Genomic DNA, 18,175 nt, shown 5'->3' with positions numbered 1-18,175 from the left:
CCTCAAAAAAGAAAAGCCCTCTTCCTGAGGAAGAGGGCTTTTTATTACTTCACACGCTTCGCAATAATCTCATCCGCCACATTCCGCGGAGCTTCCGCAAAATGATGGAACTCCATCGTATACGTCGCGCGCCCCTGGGACATCGAGCGCAGCGTGGTGGCGTAGCCAAACATCTCAGCCAGCGGGACGTCAGCGCGAATAATCTGGCTGCCGTACTGTTCAGCCATTCCCTGCACCAGGCCGCGACGGGAGGAGAGATCGCCCATAATGTTCCCGGCGTACTCTTCCGGCGTTTCCACCTCAACGTGCATCACCGGCTCAAGAATAACCGGATCCGCCCGCCTAGCGCCCTCTTTGAAGCCGAGGATCGCCGCCATGCGGAAGGCCATCTCCGAGGAGTCAACGTCATGGTAGGAACCAAACGTCAGGGTCGCTTTCACATCCACCACCGGATAGCCCGCCAGCACTCCCGTATTCATGGCTTCTCGCAAGCCTTTTTCCACCGACGGGATGTACTCCCGCGGCACCACCCCGCCTTTGGTGGCATCTTCAAACACAAAACCACTCCCGGCGGCTAACGGCTCAAGGCTCAGGACCACATGACCGTACTGCCCTTTCCCGCCGGACTGTCGGACAAATTTCCCTTCAATATCCTTCACCGCTTTACGCAGGGTTTCACGGTAGGTGACCTGCGGACGACCAATGTTCGCCTCAACGCCAAACTCGCGCTTCATGCGGTCGACGATGATCTCCAGATGCAACTCGCCCATCCCGGAGATAATGGTCTGTCCGGACTCTTCGTCCGTGTGCAGGCGGAACGACGGATCTTCCGCAGCCAGGCGCTGTAGGGCAATCCCCATTTTCTCCTGATCGGCCTTGGTTTTCGGCTCAATCGCCAGCGAAATAACCGGGTCCGGGAACTCCATCCGTTCAAGGGTGATCACCGCATTCGGGTCGGTCAGCGTGTCACCGGTGGTAACGTCTTTCAGCCCGACACAGGCTGCGATATCCCCTGCACGCAGCTCGTCCACCTCATGGCGATCGTTGGCATGCATCAGCACGATGCGCCCGATACGCTCTTTCTTGCCCTTCACCGGGTTGTACACCGCGTCGCCTTTGCGCAGTATGCCAGAATAGACGCGGATAAAGGTCAGCTGGCCGACGTACGGATCGCTCATCAGCTTGAAGGCCAGCGCCGAGAACGGTTCATCATCGCTTGGGTGGCGCTCGGCGTGCTGTCCGTCTTCGTCTACCCCATCAATAGCGGGCACGTCCAGTGGAGACGGCATCAATTCAATCACCGCGTCGAGCATGCGCTGCACACCCTTGTTCTTGAAAGCGCTGCCGCACAGCATGGGCTGTATTTCACCGGAGATGGTCCGGACGCGCAGCCCCTGGATGATTTCTGCTTCATCCAGTTCGCCCGTCTCAAGGTACTTATCCATAAGCTCATCGCTGGCTTCTGCCGCAGCCGAAACCATTTTTTCTCGCCACGCTTGGGCGGTACTCAGCAGATCGTCAGGGACTGGCGCATAGCTGAACGCCATGCCCTGCGTCGCATCGTCCCACAGAATGGTGCGCATCTTGATGAGATCCACCACGCCGGTGAAGTGTTCTTCTGCCCCCACGGGGATCACAATCGGGACCGGATTGGCTTTCAGCCGCTCCTGCATCATCCGCACCACGCGGAAGAAATCTGCGCCCGGGCGGTCCATTTTATTGACGAACGCCAGACGCGGAACATGATATTTATTCGCCTGACGCCAGACGGTCTCCGACTGCGGCTGCACACCACCGACGGAGTCATAGACCATTACCGCGCCGTCGAGCACACGCATGGAACGTTCCACCTCAATGGTGAAATCCACGTGCCCGGGGGTGTCGATAATATTGATGCGGTGCGGTTCAAAGCCTCTGTCCATACCGGGCCAGAAACAGCTCACCGCCGCCGACGTAATGGTGATCCCGCGCTCCTGCTCCTGCGCCATCCAGTCGGTGGTTGCCGCGCCATCGTGTACTTCACCCAGCTTGTGGCTCATCCCGGTGTAAAACAGGATGCGCTCAGTGGTGGTTGTTTTGCCCGCATCGATATGCGCGGAGATACCGATGTTGCGATAACGTTCGAGTGGAATGGGTCGGGGCATGTTATTTCCTTAAGTCTTCATGACTGGTTTGTGACGACCGGGATGGTCGCGTGTTCGTTCGTTTGTTATAATAGTCCCATTGTACGAGTATTATCGAACTATTTTTTAACGGTTGACCTATTGTTGATATAGCTCAATCTCACGCGAGACGCAGGAAAACGATGATCCCAAACCACCCGGAACCTGAACAAATAGTGTTGGAAAATGTGCTGTTCGCCCTCGGCAATCCGCTGCGATTAGCGATTATCCGCAGGCTGGCCGACGGCAGCGAACTGAGCTGTAACGCACTGCGCCCGGAAGAGGTGGTGAAATCCACTATGACTCACCACTGGCGCGTGCTGCGCGACAGCGGTGTGATCTGGCAGCGCCCGCTGGGGCGCGAGAATATGATCTCACTGAGAAGAGAAGATCTGGACGCCCGTTTTCCTGGGCTGCTGGCGATCCTGCTCCAGGCTAAGTAGCGGCAGCGTCCTCAAGACGATAAACCGGAATCCGCCGTGTTGTTCCGGTAAGGGTGTCGAACACCTCCGTATCGGACGTCACTATTCTCATCCCGGTCTTCCTTAACCGCTGCACGTCGGCGGCTATGCGCTGGAGGCCAAACCAGAAAAGCCCGTCAAGCGCGGTGACCGCAAGCCCCTGTTCCAGCGCCAGCTGGAGGCGCTCGCGGGGGGCTTTCACCTGCTGAGCGATTTGCCGGTAAGGCACTTCCGAACCGCCGGACGCATCGATTCGCTGAATACGGGTCTTCAGGTGGTAGGTAAATTCATCGGGAATGCCGTTCAAATCCTGTTTAAGGCTGTAGACGCAGCCAAACCGCTTGCCGTTGAACAGGACATTTTTTTGACTGAGCTGAAACTCATTTCTGATGCCATCAATCAGCTGCGGTGCGCGGGTAAGAAGTAACCGGAAGGGAAGCTCAAAGCTGGTCACATAATCCACGTTCAGCAGCGCGAGACGCAGCCGCTCTTCTGCCCCGGATTTCTGGTCATGACACTCGCGCATCACCTCCGCCCACTGGCGCGTCAGACGTTCCGGCTCACCGGCTTCGGTGAGGAGGTATTTTTCCAGATGATAATCGACTCTTCCGGTCATGTTGGGCATCCCGTCAATGTGGATGCGGTAATTCTATCCAGCGCGGCAGGATTTATAAAGGGCGGAGCGCACCGGCATCCGCCCTGCCGGGCTACTGCTGGATACTCGACCGGTCCGAAATATCGCTGGCAGATAAGGTTCTTGCAGAAGATGGGATCTGTTTTTTGCGTTTATACCGGTCCGGCTGGCCTTCAGGGCGGGTTTTGAACCGGCGATGCAGCCACATATATTGCTCAGGCGCCATCATCACGGCGCGCTCAATCGCTCTGTTCATTTGCGTGGCCACCGACGCTTTGTCGCCTCCCTGCAAGGTATCGCTGATATCCTCCAGAATAATCAGCTCATACCCTGTGCCGTCTGCTTTTCGGCGCGGTACAAACGGGATCACGGCCGGTCTGGCACTTTTCACCAGCATGTAGCTCCCGGCAGTTGTCGCGGCGTCCGGGACGGCAAAAAACGGCACAAACACGCTATTCGTTTTGCCATAGTCGTGGTCCGGGGCATACCACAGGATCTCGTTTTGCTTCAGCGCGCGGATCATGCCCTTCAGGTCATAGCGGTCAAGCATGGTTTTATTGGAACGCAGACGACCGCGCGTTTGCAGCCAGTCGAGCAACGCATTATTGTTGGGACGATACACACCAATACCCGCGTTGAGCATGCCAAAGATGCGTGCGCCTAATTCCAGCGTGAGAAAATGCATGCCAATGAGCACCACTCCCCTTCCTTGCGCCCGCGCCTGTTCCATATGTTCGTAGCCGGTTACGCTGAAGTGTTTCCGTACGCGCCAGTCTGGCCAGAACCACGCTATCCCCGTTTCGATGACGCCCATTCCAACCGATTCAAAATTACGCTCAAGTAAACGCTCGCGCTCGTCCTCTTTCATATCAGGAAAGCAAAGCTCAATATTTCGTCTGGCGATCTCCACGCGGCGTGGAAGCAGGCGCATAGCCAGACGCCCAAGCCCGTGACCTGTTTTCAACAGCAGCGGGTACGGAAGCTGAACCGTGCACCAGAGCGCGGCAATGCCTGCCCAGCTGAGCCAGTAACGAGGATGAATAAAGGCGAGTGAAAACTGAGGTAATTTTGTCATGGAAAAATTATCCTTTTACTAATTTGTACTTAATCTGGTGCAGTTGCAGTGCTTACCTGCTGATTTAACGAATATTGTTCGGAGGGATGAATTGTAGCGGAATCGTTATGGTTTTTATTATCGATTTTTGCGAAAGGGAATAAAAGCGAGGAGCGCCGGGTGATATTGCACCACCCGGCAGGCAAGTTACATCGAATAACCGGGCTTCTTAATCAGTTCATCCAGTTTCGGGCCGATCTCGGTATCCCAGACCTGCGCCTTCCAGTCAGCTTCCTGAACCTCCTGAAGCGCCACGGAGATTGAGCGATCTTTGCTGTTCAGATGACGGGCGATCGCTTCGGCGATATCCGCCGCCAGGGCCGTTTTTTGTTCGTCAGTCAGATCGCGTGGAAAACATTTGATATCAACGTGTGGCATGGGCAGGGCTCCTTTTATAGATGAGCGTTCCACGTTATCAGATTATATCGTTAGCTTTTAGCACCTTGTGCAGTTCCGGCAGCGCGCAGACGGCATCCGCGACGGCGGTAATATTAGGCGTGTTAGTGGCAAACCACTCATGACGTGGCCCCCAGGTACGCGCAACGGCAATATAGACGTCAAGCAGCGTCAGCTGTTTGCCAAACGCAAACGGCGAGGCGCTGAGCTGGCTGTCGAACCACAGATAGAGCGATTTTCGGTACTCAATGCAATTTTTCTTCAGCTGTTTCGGGGCATCAGGCACCCAGCGTTCCGGGTAATCTGCATACGTAAAGGTGGGATAGACGTTCGCCACAAACCAGATGAGCAGGCGCTGAAACTGCTGGCGCTCGGCCTGCCCTACGGGCGGCGCGAGGTCGGGACGTCTGTCGAGCACCATCAGGGCGATCGCTGCGGTTTCCGTCACGATCGCCCCATTTTCCAGCTCCAGCGTCGGCACCTGGCACAGCGGGTTCAGTTTCAACAGCAATTCGCGCTGCGGGCCGGGCTGGTCAAACCCGTCCACGTTGACGAACTGATACGGGATGTCTGTCAGAGTCAGCATCACTTCACTGATTGCCGATCCCCAGCCGGGTACGCCATAGAGTTTGATCATGTTGCCCCCTCAGGGATGAAAACCCTAAGTGTAGAGCACCATTAGTAGGTTATCCCGGGCGGGTTAACGTCAGAAGACGTCACCGCTTCGCCCGCCTCCCCCCAGCGCGCCAGCACCTTTTGATACTCCCCGCGCTTAATCGCACCGTCCAGCGCAGCCTGCAACGCATACACCAGCCCATTACCTTTTTTGGTTGTGGTGGCGACATAGGCTTTCTTCGGCCCTAATCCCACGACGCGGGTTTTGCCGGTTAACGCGGCTTTATAGGCAGAAACGGACTGCGGTCCAAAGAAAACATCCGCCCTGCCGGACTGAATATAAAGATTGCCTGAGGCGTCGTCGGTCAGATAAACCGGCAACGCAGGCTCGCGCCCGGCCTTTTTATTCTCTTCGTTCCAGCCCAGCAGAATACGTTCCTGATTGGTGCCTGACCCGACAATCACCTTTTTACCGGCCAGATCTTTCGCACGGGTGATCGACTGTACGTTGCTGGTGGATTTCACCGAGAAGGCGAGGGAATCGACGCGATAGGTCGCAAAATCGAACTTCGCCTTACGTTGCTCGGTGACGGCGATATTCACCAACGCCACGTCATAACGCCCGGAAGTGATCCCCAGCGGCCAGTCTTCCCACGCCGTTGGCACCAGCTTCAGCTTCAGCCCCAGACTGCCCGCCAGCAACCGGGCGATATCCGGGTCGCTGCCAATACGGGTGCGGTTATCACTGGCCAGCAGCGCCAGCGGCGGAGAATTCAGGGCTGAAATCGCCACCGTGAGGGTACCCGGCTCAACAAATTTATAGTTCGCCGGGATTTTCGCCACTGCCTGTTGATCAACCGTCACCGGCAGCGGCTGTTCGTTGGCCTTTAAATCAATGCTGGCGTAGCTCGCCGTCGTGAAGACCAGCCCCGCCAGGAGTCCATATTTCATCTGCGCTCCTTACAGCACTTTTGAGAGGAACTGGCGCGTTCGCGGATGCGACGGTCGGTTTAACACGTCGTCGCTGCTGCCCTGCTCCACAATTTTACCGTCGACCATAAATACCACCTGGTCCGCCACTTCCCGGGCAAAGCCGATCTCATGGGTGACCACTACCAGCGTAGTGCCGGAACGGGCGAGCTTTTTAATCACGTCCAGCACTTCGCCAACCAGTTCCGGATCCAGCGCCGAGGTGGGTTCATCAAACAGCATCACGCGCGGGCGCAGCGCCAGCGCGCGGGCAATGGCGATACGCTGCTGTTGGCCGCCGGAGAGGTGACGCGACCAGGCATCGGCTTTATCGCGCAGACCTACCACATCCAGCAGGCTGTAGGCGTTTTCAACAGCCTCTTTTTTACTGAACTTTTTATGCGCGATAGGTGCTTCAATCAGGTTTTCCAGCACCGTGAGATGCGGAAAAAGATTGAAGTTCTGAAACACGTACCCAACGTTGACGCGCTGTTTGAGGATCTCTTTCTCTTTGAGCTCGTAGAGTTTGTCACCCTGACGGCGATAGCCGATGTAATCCCCGTCAATCTGAATAAAGCCTTCGTCTACGCGCTCAAGATGGTTAATGGTGCGCAGCAGCGTCGATTTTCCCGATCCAGAGGGGCCAAGGATCACCGTCACGGAGCCCGGCGGGATCTCAAGCGTGACGTTATCGAGCGCTTTATGTCGGCCAAAAAACTTACTGACGCCGGTAATGGAAATATGTCCTTCAGGAGAGGCTTGCATGAACAGGCTCCTGTGCTGGCGAAGTGGTGACGGAGCGCGCGCGACTGGTCGCCCGGTTGTGGTTAACGGCGGAGCGGCGCTCGCTGCGGGCGAGTACACGCTCAATAACATGCTGGATGGCAGACAGTACGGTGGTGATCACCAGATACCAGACGGCCCCCACCATCAACAGCGGGATCACCTCCTGGGTGCGGTTGTAAATCATCTGGATCGTGTAGAACAGTTCCGGCATCGCCAGCACGTAAACCATCGCCGTCCCTTTGGCGAGGCTGATGATTTCGTTAAACCCGGACGGCAGGATGGTGCGCAGCGCCTGCGGGAGAATTATGCGCACCGTGCGACGCCATGCCGGCAGACCTAGCGCAGCGGCCGCCTCATACTGACCGTGGTCGACCCCAAGGAAGCCCCCGCGAATGATCTCCGCAGTATAGGCGCTCTGCACCAGCGTCAGCCCCACGATGGCGGTAGAAAACTGCCCGAGAACATTGATGGTTTCAAAGCTGCCCCAGGTAATGCCGGTAAAAGGCACGCCGAGAGAGAGCGTGTCGTAGAGATAGGAGAAGTTATAGAGGATAATCAGCACCACGATCAGCGGCAGGGAACGGAACAGCCAGATGTACCCCCACGCCAGGCTGCTCAACAGCCATGATGACGAGAGCCTCGCCAGCGCCAGCATGCCGCCAATCACCACGCTCAGTACGGTGCTTATCAACGTCAGCAGCAGCGTCTGGCCGACGCCTTCGAGGATCACCGGGTCGAAGAACCAGCGGGCAAATACCGCCCATTCCCAGCGAGGATTAAAGGCCACGGACTGGATCACGACCGCCAGCACAAACAGCGCCACCACGGCGCCAGCAGCGCGCAGCGGATAACGTGCCGGGACCACTTTTATGGTTTCAACGTTGCTCATCGTCGCTCCTTATGCGGTTTTGCTGAGCGCTTCGCGGATCAGCGTCTTGGTGAAACGCAGCCGACCGTCGAACGGCGGCTGGCTATACTCTTCCGGATCACGGTTAAGATCGAACTGCGGCTGATACCCCTGACTGAGATAGAGCCGCACCGCCTCCGGCTGGCGAAACCCCGTGGTCAGGTAGATGCGGCTGTAGCCCGCCAGCACCGCCCGGCGCTCCAGCTCCTGTACTACGCGCGCGGCCAGTCCCTGCTGGCGCAGCGTTTTATTCGTCCAGATGCGTTTGATCTCTGCGGTATGTTCGTCGAAGGGCTTGTACGCACCGGTGGCGATGATCTCGCCATCGCGCTCCAGGACGATAAACAGCCCCTGCGGCGCCAGGTACCACTCTGTCAGCTCGACTTCCGCATCCTTTGAAAAGTAGTCGCCGTAACGAGCGGCGTACTCACCGAAAAGCCCCTCGATAATGGGCTGAAGATCGGCATCTTCCGGCGAAACGTCACGAAATTGTTCGCGCATAGCGCCTCCTTAATCGCCCAGACCCGCCGGGTTAACTTCGGAACTGGGGATACGCTCCACGCCTTCCCCCCAGCGGTTCAGCACTTTGTCGTAATCTCCGTTCTTGATCGCGCCGTTCAGCGCGGTTTGAACCGGCTCGACCAGGCCGCTGCCTTTTTTCAGCGTCACCGCGATATGCGCCGCCTTCGGCCAGCCGCCGTCGACGCTGCCGACCAGTTTGGTTTTACCGTTAAGCGCCGCTTTCCAGGCACCGATCACGTTCGGGCCAAAGTAGGCGTCCGCGCGTCCGGACTGAAGCGCCAGCGTTTGGGCCGCGTCGTCTTTGGTGTAGATCGGCGTAAAGGGTTTAAGCCCTTTTTTGAGGTTCTCTTCGTTCCATGCCAGCAGGATGGCCTCCTGGTTGGTGCCGGAACCCACGATGATGCGCAGCCCGGCGATATCCTCTGCCTTCACAAGCGAGTTGATCGGACTGGTGGATTTCACGTAGAAGCCAAGTGAATCCTTGCGGTAGGTGGCGAAGTCGAACTTCTCTTTGCGCGCTTTAGTGACGGTGATGTTGCTGATAGCCGCGTCGTATTTCCCGGAGGCAACCCCCAGCGGCCAATCCTCCCAGGAGGTGGGCACCACGTTCAGCTCCAGTCCGAGGCTGTCCGCTACCAGACGCGCGATGTCGACCTCACTTCCCAGCAGAGTTTTGTTGTCGTCGGAAAAGACCGTCAGTGGCGGTTGATTCAGTCCCGCCACCGCCACGGTAAATTTCCCCGGCACGGCAAAACGATAGTCTTTCGGCAGTTGCGCGATCGCATCGCTGTTTTTGGCGGTATTGATCGGCGTTTTATTGGCCTCAATGCTCACGCCGGTGCCGTTAATATTGACGTTCTCTGCCCAGACGGCAGGGGTAAAGGCCAGCGCAAGCGCCAGAATAAGCGATGATTTCTGCATAGCGTTTTTCTCTTTTATTGTTGTGTGAACTGATTTTTGGGCTCGTCTAAGCCCAGACTTTCGCGCAGCGTGGTGCCGGGATAGTCGGTGCGGAACAGGCCGCGCGCCTGTAAAACGGGCACCACCTGGTCAACAAAGCGCGGGAAGGTGTCCGGCGTGCCGCCCTGAATGATGAAGCCATCCGCCGCCTTCTCTTCGAACCAGGCCTGTAAACCATCGGCCACCTGCTCCGGTGTGCCGGAAAAACGCGGGCGCGGCGATGCGGCTTCCAGCGCGACCTGACGCAGAGTTAAGTTGCGCTCACGGGCGTTACGCTTGATTTCATCGGTGGTGCTGCGGAAGCTGTTTTTGCCCAAATCGCCAATATCCGGGAACGGCGCGTCGAGGGGATACTGGCTGAAGTCGTGATGCTCGAAATAACGTCCGAGGTAATTCAGCGCATCATTAATGGAGACCAGTGCCGCCGTAGTTTGATACTGGTTTTCTACGTCATCGGCGTCGTTTCCAACAATCACGCTGACGCCCTGGAATATATGTAAATCCTCTGCGCGGCGGCCGTGACTTTCCAGCTGCTGTTTAACATCGCGGTAAAAAGCCTGGGCTTCTTCCCGCGTGTCATGGTGGGTAAAGATGGCGTCAGCGTGTTTTGCCGCCAGCTTTTTACCGTCGTCGGACGCACCAGCCTGAAAGACAATCGGACGTCCCTGCGGCGTGCGGCCAATATTCAGCGGGCCGGAAACCTGGAAGAAATCACCGTGGTGATCAAGAGTATGCAGTTTCGACGCATCAAAGAACTGTCCGCTCTCTTTATTGCGGATAAAGGCATCCCCTTCCCAGGAATCCCACAGCCCCTTCACCACGTCGAGATACTCATCGGCAATGCGGTAGCGCAGCGCATGCTCCGGGTGTTTTTCGCGGGAGAAGTTCCTGGCTGACCCTTCCAGCGGTGACGTCACCACGTTCCAGCCCGCGCGTCCGTTGCTCAGGTGATCGAGGCTGGCGAACTGGCGTGCAACGGTGAAAGGCTCGCTGTACGAGGTGGATAACGTGCCGACCAGCCCCAGGCGCGAGGTGATACTCGCCAGCGCGGACAACACCGTCAGCGGCTCAAAGCGGTTTAAAAAATGCGGAATGGATTTCTCGTTAATATAAAGGCCGTCGGCCACAAATATAAAGTCGAGCTTGCCCTCTTCTGCTTTTAAAGCCGTTTCTTTAACGAAATCAAAATTAATGCTGGCATCCGCGACCGCCGCCGGGTGGCGCCAGGCAGACATATTTCCGGATGCACCATGCAAAATGGTCCCCAGCCGCAATTGACGATGTGCAGACATATTCACCTCAAATTAATTAAACGTGTTGCAGGGCTTTTTCCGCGAGCTGAGCAAAATAGCGGGCAGCGGGTTCGATTAATGCTTCGTCCGGGTTAAATGCCGGGTGATGTAACCCAAACGGACTGTTGCTGCCAATGCTGACAAACGCGCCGGGTATGTTTTGCAGATAGACCGCGAAATCCTCCCCGCCCATGTGCAGTTCCGCATGCCGGGTTTCATATCCCGCTTCGCGCGCGACCGAGGTGGCAAACCCGGCCCAGTGCTCATCGTTCACCAGCGCGGTGGGCCCGGCGTACCAGGTGATGTTGATTTGCGCGCTAAAGGCGCTGGCAAATCCGGCGGCGATTTCACCGACGCGCGCTTTCACGTTCTGCTGCACTTCCGTGCGGTGCGTGCGCAGCGTGCCCTCCAGCTCAACGCTTTCCGGCAGCACGTTCCAGGTATTCCCCCCGGCGATGCGCGTCACGCTCAGAACAACCGAATCCAGCGTGTTGACGTTACGGCTGGCTACGCTTTGCAGCGCGGTTACCAGCTGGCTTGCCAGCACGATGGCGTCGTTGCCTTCATGGGGACGTGCGGCATGCGCGCCTTTGCCGGTCACGTGAATAACGAAGCGATCAACGTTGGCATAGAACGGGCCGCCGCGCGTGGCAAACTCGCCGACCGGCAGTGACGGCTCGTTATGCATCCCGAAAATCGCGCGTACGTCGCGTAACGCCCCGGCCCGCACCATGCTTTTTGCTCCGCCGAAATTCTCTTCCGCTGGCTGGAACAGGATCCGCACGCGACCGTTGAGCGAGGCTTCCCGCTCTTTCAGCTTTAGCGCGGCGCCGAGGATCACGCTGGTGTGAATGTCGTGTCCGCAGGCATGCATCACCCCGGCGCGCCGGGAGCTAAACGGCACCCCGCTGCGCTCGTCGATGGGTAACGCGTCGATATCGGCGCGCAGCGCAACCAGTGCGTTGCCCGTGCCGATCTCCGCAACCAGCCCGGTCTGGAGATCGTAAGGCAGCGGGGCAATCCCGGCTGCCGTCAGCCACTCGCGCAGGCGCGCCGTTGTTTCGACCTCCTGACCAGAGAGTTCAGGGTTCTGGTGCAGCTCACGGCGCCAGGCAATCAGTTGTTCGCTAAAGCTCATACGGTAACCTCCCTGTTAAGACGCGCCTCGGCCAGCAGTCGCAGGGACTGTACGCGCGTTGCGCCATCAGCGACCGGCGTGTCGATGATAAATTCGTCAATCCCCCACTGCTGATGCAGCGCGTTGAGCTGTTCAAGCACCGACGCCGCCGTTCCGGCCAGCAGAGACTGCGCCCGACGCGCGATGCGCACCGGTTCACTCCCCGCCTGCCGCGCAAAGGCGTAGGCCTGTTCTTCGCTGGCGACGGTGACGCGCTGTCCGTTTGCCAGCTCCACGCCCCACACTTCAACCTTCTGCGCCAGCGCATCGGCCTCAGCCTGGGTTGGGGCAACAATGGCCTGCACGGCCACAATCACCTCCCGGACGCTGTGTTGACGCCAGGCTGTGACGACCTCGCGTAGCAGCTCAGGATCACCGTTCAGATGGGCGGCAAAGACAAAATGCCAGTCAAGGGAGGCCGCCAGCAGCGCGCTTTCTGTGCTGGCGCCCAGCAGAAACCCCCGGGCAGGCACCGGCGGCAGCGGCGTGGCGCGAACGTCCTCCTCCGCTGACTGATTTTCAGGGCGGATCCAGCGATCGAGCTGCGTCAGTTGTTCAGCAAAGCTGCCTTTTTCCTGCGGATTAAGGCCATGCTGCAAGGCGCGGGTAGAGAGCGGCAGACCGCCGGGCGCTTTGCCAACGCCCAGATCAACCCGGCCCGGCGCAATGGCGGCCAGTACGTTAAAATTTTCGGCGACTTTATAGGGGCTGTAATGTTGCAGCATGACGCCGCCTGAGCCCACGCGAATACGTTTTGTTTGCCCGAGGATCCAGGCAATCAGCAGCTCCGGCGAGGGGCTGGCAAGCTGCGGGGTATTGTGGTGTTCGGCAATCCAGAAGCGGTGATAACCCAGCGTTTCTGCCTGTTGCGCCAGTGCTAAGGTTCGCGCCAGCGCATCGGCGGCTGTTTCGTGTTCTGCGACGGGGCTTTTATCCAGAATGCTGATTCGCCATGACATGTTGCGTTCTCGTTTGACTTAACATGTCGTCATTATTAAAGGTGGATTTCACCTCTGAGAAACAATTAATTTACATTTGGATTGCCGGAAAACGGCAATAGAGAGTCTGTCATCGGCGTGATTTGAGCGATGTAATGAGTCTTTCCGCATCCTGCCGTCGGGTAATGCGGAGAAAGCGAATGTGTGCGTACTGCGGGTTTTGCATATCCGCCTCATATCGTTTGCGGTTGCTGCGCCAGGTTTTGATCGTCCAGATGATAATAGAGTCCTTGCTAAGGAACGACCGACGAAAGCTTTCGCGGTTCCCCGTGCCGGGCCAGAGCTCCTGTTTGTGCCAGGCGCGTCTGGAGGCCCGCGTCACCGCCTGCCAGAGCGTGCGGATAAACCCACGATCTATCCACACCACCAGATCGACGTCGCGCCACTTAACGTCGCGTGTGCGGTTGTAATTCCCGTCCAGGACCCAGTCAGGCGAGGCGGCGAGCGCTTTTTCCAGGGTTGCAAGAAACTCATCATCCGGTGTTCCCTGCCAGTTCGCTCGCCAGTAAAGCCTGTCCATCTCAATGTAAGGGATAGCCAGCGCCTCCGCGATTCGCCTGCCAAACGTGCTTTTCCCACTTCCGCTGGTGCCTATGATATTGATTTTCACCGTTCCGCCTGCACATGCTGAAGAAAACGGATCGAATCATAACGTTAATAATTTGTTTACGAAACGCCAGACTACTCGTTCGGATACTGCTCGTCGGTGACCTTCTCCAGCCATGCCACCGGGCTCCCGTCGACAGCTTCTGCGATGGCGATATGGGTCATGGCCGTCTGCGCGCTTGCGCCGTGCCAGTGCTTCACGCCGGGTGGGATCCAGGCGATATCACCCTGATTCAGGGGTTCCGCCTCTTTCCCCCACTCCTGTAACCAGCCGCGCCCCTGCGTCACGATCAGCGTTTGTCCAAGAGGATGCGTATGCCAGGCGGTACGTGCGCCGGGTTCAAAGGTGACGGTCGCGCCGCCGACTTTTGCCGGTTCAGTCGCCTGGAAAGGCGCGTCAATGCGCACGCAGCCGGTAAACCAGGCCTCTGGCCCCTGTACGGAAGGTAACGAACCGCTACGGATAATTTTCATGATTAACTCCTCGTTTGCTGTTGCGTTAACAGTAGCGTAAAGCCATGGGGAGCATTAGAGTGCATAATCAGAAAGGAACCATGAATTCAATTCATAAATCGAGTAAACCGCCATGTTAAAAGACAACTTCAACGATCTGCTTTCCTTTATGGTCGTCGCCCGGGAGCGCAGCTTTACCCGCGCCGCGGCGCAGCTTGGGGTATCTCAGTCGGCGCTCAGCCACGCAATGCGCAATCTGGAAACGAGGCTGGAAGTCCGTCTGTTAACCCGCACCACCCGTAGCGTGGCCCCTACCGAGGCCGGCGAGCAACTCTTCATGCGCTTAAGCCCCCATCTGCTGGAGATCGAGCAGGAACTCACCGCGCTGCGTGATACCCGCGACAGACCTGCCGGGAATATTCGCCTTACCGCCGGGGAGCACGCCATGTCTGCGGTGCTGTGGCCTGTGCTTAAACCCTTTATGGCGCAGTATCCTGATATCAACGTTGAAGTCACGGTGGACAATGGGCTGACTGATATTGTCGATGGCCGCTTTGACGCGGGGGTGCGTCTGGGTGAGCAGGTGGCGAAAGATATGATTGCCGTTCGTATTGCGCCGGACATGCGCATGGCGGTCGTCGGGTCGGCAGAGTATTTGCAACGTTTCGGCGTACCGGAAACGCCGGAGCAGCTTGATCAGCACCGCTGCATTAATATGCGCCTGCCCACACGCGGCGGATTATATGCCTGGGAATTTGAACGGGACGGACGTGAGCTGCGCGTGCGGGTTGACGGCCAGCTGATCCTCAACAGCCTGCCGCAACGCATCGATGCCGCCGAAAACGGTCTGGGGCTGGCGTACGTCCCGGAAGATGCGGTTCAGGACGCCCTTGCTGAGAGCCGGTTAGTGCGTGTGCTTGAAGCCTGGTGCCCGGCTTTTACGGGATACCATCTGTATTATCCGAGCCGCCGCCAGCACACTACCGCCTTTGCATTACTCATTGCAGCCCTGCGGCATTCATAGTCTCTACCTATAAGTAACTATTAAGTAAACCTGATGATTAAATCAGCATTCGCCGACCTTTTTGCCTAAAAAAACGTCACGATTCAGCGCGTTGTGATCGCCGTCTGCTCTGACCACACGATTTCCTTCGACGAGCATCACTTTCGACACGGTTATATTTTGCGTCGCTTAACAATTGCGGGTAGGATGCCTCGCCATGTTTTGCCTTATCCATACACAGAATGACTGGAAAGGCGGCATGTGTCTGCGCAGAAGCAATCGTTTGTTTCGGCTTCTGCCAGGCAGGACTATCACGTTAATGGTTCAGACAGGCAAACAGGTAACTCAATGAAAACAAGCAATAAAAGCGCAGCCGATCATCATGCTGCGAAACGTCGCTGGTTGAACTCTCATGAAGAGGGCTATCACAAGGCGATGGGCAACCGTCAGGTGCAGATGATCGCCATCGGCGGCGCTATCGGTACAGGTCTGTTTTTAGGTGCAGGCGCACGTCTGCAAATGGCTGGCCCCGCTCTCGCCCTGGTCTATCTGGTGTGCGGGATCTTCTCTTTCTTCATCCTTCGCGCCCTCGGCGAACTGGTACTCCACCGCCCTTCCAGCGGCAGCTTTGTCTCTTACGCCCGCGAGTTTCTTGGTGAAAAAGCCGCGTATGTCGCGGGCTGGATGTACTTCGTTAACTGGGCGATGACCGGTATCGTCGATATCACCGCCGTAGCGCTGTACATGCACTACTGGGGCGCGTTTGGCGATGTGCCGCAGTGGGTGTTCGCCCTTGGGGCGCTGGCAATTGTCGGGACCATGAACATGATCGGCGTGAAATGGTTCGCCGAGATGGAGTTCTGGTTCGCACTGGTGAAGGTGCTGGCCATTGTGATCTTCCTGGTGGTCGGGACCGTATTCCTCGGTACCGGTAAACCACTGGACGGTAACGCAACCGGCTTCCACCTGATTACCGATAACGGTGGTTTCTTCCCGCACGGCCTGCTGCCAGCGCTGGTTCTGGTGCAGGGGGTGGTGTTCGCCTTTGCTTCCATCGAACTGGTCGGTACGGCGGCTGGTGAATGTAAAGATCCGCAGACGATGGTGCCAAAAGCCATCAACAGCGTGATCTGGCGTATCGGTCTGTTCTATGTGGGTTCCGTGGTGCTGCTGGTGCTGCTGCTGCCGTGGAATGCATACCAGGCGGGGCAAAGCCCGTTTGTAACCTTCTTCTCTAAGCTGGGCGTGCCGTACGTGGGCAGCATCATGAACATCGTGGTACTGACCGCCGCGCTCTCCAGCCTGAACTCCGGGCTCTATTCGACGGGCCGTATCCTGCGCTCCATGTCGATGGGAGGCTCTGCGCCGAAGTTTATGTCGAAGATGAGCAGGCAGCAGGTTCCTTATGCGGGGATTCTGGCCACGCTGGTGGTTTACGTCTTTGGCGTGTTCCTGAACTATCTGGTGCCGTCCCGCGTATTTGAGATCGTTCTGAACGTGGCTGCACTGGGGATTATCGCCTCCTGGGCCTTTATTGTGGTCTGCCAGATGCGTCTGCGCAAAGCGATCAAAGAAGGCAAAGCGGCTGATGTGTGCTTCAAGATGCCGGGCGCACCGGTGACCTCCTGGCTCACCCTGCTGTTCCTGTTCAGCGTGCTGGTACTGATGGCGTTTGACTACCCGAACGGTACTTACACCATCGCGACGATTCCACTGCTGGCGGTTCTGCTGATTGCTGGCTGGTTCGGCGTGCGTAAGCGCGTTCACGAGATCCACAGCACCGCGCCGCTTCATCACGACGATGAAAAGCACGACGCACCGCTGGTAGAAGAAACCTCGCGTTAATAAAAAAGCCGGGTGGCGGCTTCGCCTTACCCGGCCTACATCTCATGGTTTTGTAGGCCCGGTAAGCGCAGCGCCACCGGGCAATTCCACCATCACAGCGCGATACGAATCACATCGTCAGGCTGGGTCGCTTCCTGCTGACGGGTTGATTTCTGTTTCACCGTTACATACAGCGTTTTACCGTCCGCAGACAGCGCCAGGCTGTTCGGGTAAACCGGGGTATCGTAGGTCCTGGTCACTTTGTAGGTTTTGGCGTCAATCACGCTCACCTTGCCCGCCTCGCGGTGCGTCACATAGGCTTCGTTACGCGCCGGGTTAAACAGTACGGCCAGCGATGCTGGCGCGGCGATTTTCTGCATCACGCTGCCATCTTTCAGATTCACCACCAGCACTTCTGGCTGTTTTGAATCCGTCACAAACGCACGCTGGCCGGCAGTGTCCAGGCTCAGGTTCAGGTAGAAGTGCTCTTTTCCGTCATCCTGCACTTTTTTACGACTGAGGATTTTGTTGGTTGCCGTATCAATGGTCACCAGCTCACCGTCCGCATTGGTGGTATACAGGCGTTTTGCCTTCGCATCCAGCGCCAGACCGGTGCTGAACGTGCCGGTGTTGGTGATGGTGTCCTTCAGCTTCAGCGTTGCGCCATCAACAACCCAGATCACGCTCTCCTTGCCGATACCGGTAATGTACACCGTATTGGTCGTGTCATCGGCCACCAGCTGGCGCGGCTGAAGCGGCTTCACCGTGTCGCTACGCTTGCGATCGTCCAGCACCAGGCGCCCTTTCACCTCGCTCGTTTTGGCGTCAATCGCCGTCACGGTGCTGTTGACGGTGTTACCGAACCACAGCGTCTGGGTGGCGTTATCGATCGTGGCGCCAAACGGCTTGAGATCGTTATGAATCGCCTGCGTCACTTCCAGCGTGACCGTATCCAGACGATAGACCACGCCGCCCTTATCGGTTTTGCGGCTTTGTGACGTCGCAACCCACAGCGCGTTTTCCTGCTGGCTGACGGCCATTTCATACGCGCCCTTGCCGACCGCTTTGCGCAGCATCTCTTCAGCGGCATGAACCTGGAACGTACCGGCAAACAGTAAAGAGCCCAACAGCAGAGACCCACGCAGGCGCGGCGAGCACAGATGACGTAAAGACATAACAATTCCTTTTTAAATGAGGAGATTTACCGCTGACATCACTTCCGGTGGGCAAAGTCATCGCTTTGCCGTTATTTTAATGAGAATAGTAATCATTAATGAGTTGAATGTGGAGTATTTC

At 57.3% G+C, this 18,175-nt stretch carries 17 protein-coding genes and 1 pseudogene; 3 read left to right on the top strand and 15 right to left on the bottom strand.

What is annotated here, in order from left to right; genetic code table 11:
* Positions 1–44: 44 nt before the first annotated feature.
* The gene (fusA, locus tag INF61_RS13090; RefSeq protein ID WP_023296668.1) at positions 45–2,144 is read right to left on the bottom strand and encodes an elongation factor G; all 2,100 of its coding nucleotides are present in this window, start codon (positions 2,142–2,144) and stop codon (positions 45–47) included.
* Between the two features lie 161 nt (positions 2,145–2,305).
* On the opposite strand from fusA, the gene INF61_RS13085 reads away from it, so the two are divergent.
* Positions 2,306–2,605 carry a helix-turn-helix domain-containing protein gene (locus tag INF61_RS13085; protein ID WP_193547811.1) on the top strand — a complete coding sequence of 100 codons (300 nt, stop codon included), beginning with the start codon at positions 2,306–2,308 and terminating at the stop codon, positions 2,603–2,605.
* Here INF61_RS13085 and INF61_RS13080 read toward each other — a convergent pair.
* The 13 genes and pseudogenes from INF61_RS13080 to INF61_RS13015 all read right to left on the bottom strand — a co-directional run bounded on the left by INF61_RS13080 (position 2,598) and on the right by INF61_RS13015 (position 14,073).
* Positions 2,598–3,239 carry a hypothetical protein gene (locus INF61_RS13080; RefSeq protein ID WP_023296669.1) on the bottom strand — a complete coding sequence of 214 codons (642 nt, stop codon included), beginning with the start codon at positions 3,237–3,239 and terminating at the stop codon, positions 2,598–2,600. The two genes, INF61_RS13085 and INF61_RS13080, sit on opposite strands and share 8 nt — an antisense overlap.
* Before the next feature lie 91 nt (positions 3,240–3,330).
* Positions 3,331–4,332: a Kdo(2)-lipid IV(A) acyltransferase gene (locus INF61_RS13075; RefSeq protein ID WP_193547810.1), complete on the bottom strand. Its 1,002-nt coding sequence runs from the start codon at positions 4,330–4,332 to the stop codon at positions 3,331–3,333.
* Between the two features lie 186 nt (positions 4,333–4,518).
* Positions 4,519–4,749, bottom strand: coding sequence for a tautomerase PptA (pptA, locus tag INF61_RS13070; RefSeq protein WP_003857012.1), 231 nt, complete (start codon positions 4,747–4,749; stop codon positions 4,519–4,521).
* Positions 4,750–4,786: 37 nt separating this feature from the next.
* A complete protein-coding gene (locus INF61_RS13065; protein ID WP_193547809.1) occupies positions 4,787–5,404 on the bottom strand; it encodes a glutathione S-transferase family protein in 618 nt (205 codons plus the stop codon).
* Between the two features lie 41 nt (positions 5,405–5,445).
* On the bottom strand, positions 5,446–6,333 hold the full coding sequence (locus INF61_RS13060) for a transporter substrate-binding domain-containing protein (protein ID WP_017382289.1): 888 nt from the start codon (positions 6,331–6,333) through the stop codon (positions 5,446–5,448).
* 9 nt (positions 6,334–6,342) lie between these two features.
* A complete protein-coding gene (locus tag INF61_RS13055; RefSeq protein WP_017693375.1) occupies positions 6,343–7,116 on the bottom strand; it encodes an amino acid ABC transporter ATP-binding protein in 774 nt (257 codons plus the stop codon).
* On the bottom strand, positions 7,100–8,026 hold the full coding sequence (locus INF61_RS13050) for an amino acid ABC transporter permease (RefSeq protein ID WP_193547808.1): 927 nt from the start codon (positions 8,024–8,026) through the stop codon (positions 7,100–7,102). The genes INF61_RS13055 and INF61_RS13050 overlap by 17 nt, the downstream gene beginning before the upstream one ends.
* Positions 8,027–8,035: 9 nt before the next feature.
* Entirely contained in the window at positions 8,036–8,545 is a 510-nt protein-coding gene (locus INF61_RS13045) for a GNAT family N-acetyltransferase (RefSeq protein ID WP_015570459.1), read from the bottom strand.
* 9 nt (positions 8,546–8,554) lie between these two features.
* A pseudogene (locus INF61_RS22905) lies at positions 8,555–10,818 on the bottom strand (NtaA/DmoA family FMN-dependent monooxygenase).
* Positions 10,819–10,834: 16 nt separating this feature from the next.
* Positions 10,835–11,956: an amidohydrolase gene (locus INF61_RS13030; RefSeq protein ID WP_017382285.1), complete on the bottom strand. Its 1,122-nt coding sequence runs from the start codon at positions 11,954–11,956 to the stop codon at positions 10,835–10,837.
* Positions 11,953–12,954, bottom strand: coding sequence for an LLM class flavin-dependent oxidoreductase (locus INF61_RS13025; protein ID WP_032653686.1), 1,002 nt, complete (start codon positions 12,952–12,954; stop codon positions 11,953–11,955). Before INF61_RS13025 ends, INF61_RS13030 begins: the two co-directional genes overlap by 4 nt.
* 109 nt (positions 12,955–13,063) lie before the next feature.
* Positions 13,064–13,603, bottom strand: coding sequence for a shikimate kinase (locus INF61_RS13020; RefSeq protein ID WP_017693371.1), 540 nt, complete (start codon positions 13,601–13,603; stop codon positions 13,064–13,066).
* A gap of 71 nt (positions 13,604–13,674) precedes the next feature.
* A complete protein-coding gene (locus INF61_RS13015) occupies positions 13,675–14,073 on the bottom strand; it encodes a cupin domain-containing protein (RefSeq protein ID WP_015570456.1) in 399 nt (132 codons plus the stop codon).
* Between the two features lie 112 nt (positions 14,074–14,185).
* On the opposite strand from INF61_RS13015, the gene INF61_RS13010 reads away from it, so the two are divergent.
* Together INF61_RS13010 and ansP are read left to right on the top strand one after the other, a co-directional pair.
* A complete protein-coding gene (locus tag INF61_RS13010; RefSeq protein ID WP_015570455.1) occupies positions 14,186–15,076 on the top strand; it encodes a LysR family transcriptional regulator in 891 nt (296 codons plus the stop codon).
* 327 nt (positions 15,077–15,403) lie between these two features.
* On the top strand, positions 15,404–16,900 hold the full coding sequence (ansP, locus tag INF61_RS13005; protein ID WP_015570454.1) for an L-asparagine permease: 1,497 nt from the start codon (positions 15,404–15,406) through the stop codon (positions 16,898–16,900).
* Positions 16,901–16,992: 92 nt separating this feature from the next.
* On the opposite strand, the gene INF61_RS13000 is transcribed toward ansP, so the two are convergent.
* Positions 16,993–18,054, bottom strand: coding sequence for a YncE family protein (locus INF61_RS13000; protein WP_193547807.1), 1,062 nt, complete (start codon positions 18,052–18,054; stop codon positions 16,993–16,995).
* Positions 18,055–18,175: the final 121 nt, after the last annotated feature.

Origin of the sequence: Enterobacter cloacae complex sp. P18RS, from assembly GCF_014982105.1 — a bacterium.
GTDB lineage: Bacteria > Pseudomonadota > Gammaproteobacteria > Enterobacterales > Enterobacteriaceae > Enterobacter > Enterobacter hormaechei_C.
The sequence above is the reverse complement of the archived record's forward strand: the minus strand, read 5'-3'. Positions and strand labels throughout refer to the sequence as shown.

Excerpts from the sequence above, each read along its gene's own strand:
- fusA (WP_023296668.1), bottom strand. The coding sequence starts at position 2,144 with ATGCCCCGACCCATTCCACTCGAACGTTATCGCAACATCGGTATCTCC.
- INF61_RS13085 (WP_193547811.1), top strand. The coding sequence starts at position 2,306 with ATGATCCCAAACCACCCGGAACCTGAACAAATAGTGTTGGAAAATGTG.
- INF61_RS13080 (WP_023296669.1), bottom strand. The coding sequence starts at position 3,239 with ATGACCGGAAGAGTCGATTATCATCTGGAAAAATACCTCCTCACCGAA.
- INF61_RS13075 (WP_193547810.1), bottom strand. The coding sequence starts at position 4,332 with ATGACAAAATTACCTCAGTTTTCACTCGCCTTTATTCATCCTCGTTAC.
- pptA (WP_003857012.1), bottom strand. The coding sequence starts at position 4,749 with ATGCCACACGTTGATATCAAATGTTTTCCACGCGATCTGACTGACGAA.
- INF61_RS13065 (WP_193547809.1), bottom strand. The coding sequence starts at position 5,404 with ATGATCAAACTCTATGGCGTACCCGGCTGGGGATCGGCAATCAGTGAA.
- INF61_RS13060 (WP_017382289.1), bottom strand. The coding sequence starts at position 6,333 with ATGAAATATGGACTCCTGGCGGGGCTGGTCTTCACGACGGCGAGCTAC.
- INF61_RS13055 (WP_017693375.1), bottom strand. The coding sequence starts at position 7,116 with ATGCAAGCCTCTCCTGAAGGACATATTTCCATTACCGGCGTCAGTAAG.
- INF61_RS13050 (WP_193547808.1), bottom strand. The coding sequence starts at position 8,026 with ATGAGCAACGTTGAAACCATAAAAGTGGTCCCGGCACGTTATCCGCTG.
- INF61_RS13045 (WP_015570459.1), bottom strand. The coding sequence starts at position 8,545 with ATGCGCGAACAATTTCGTGACGTTTCGCCGGAAGATGCCGATCTTCAG.
- INF61_RS13030 (WP_017382285.1), bottom strand. The coding sequence starts at position 11,956 with ATGAGCTTTAGCGAACAACTGATTGCCTGGCGCCGTGAGCTGCACCAG.
- INF61_RS13025 (WP_032653686.1), bottom strand. The coding sequence starts at position 12,954 with ATGTCATGGCGAATCAGCATTCTGGATAAAAGCCCCGTCGCAGAACAC.
- INF61_RS13015 (WP_015570456.1), bottom strand. The coding sequence starts at position 14,073 with ATGAAAATTATCCGTAGCGGTTCGTTACCTTCCGTACAGGGGCCAGAG.
- INF61_RS13010 (WP_015570455.1), top strand. The coding sequence starts at position 14,186 with ATGTTAAAAGACAACTTCAACGATCTGCTTTCCTTTATGGTCGTCGCC.
- ansP (WP_015570454.1), top strand. The coding sequence starts at position 15,404 with ATGAAAACAAGCAATAAAAGCGCAGCCGATCATCATGCTGCGAAACGT.
- INF61_RS13000 (WP_193547807.1), bottom strand. The coding sequence starts at position 18,054 with ATGTCTTTACGTCATCTGTGCTCGCCGCGCCTGCGTGGGTCTCTGCTG.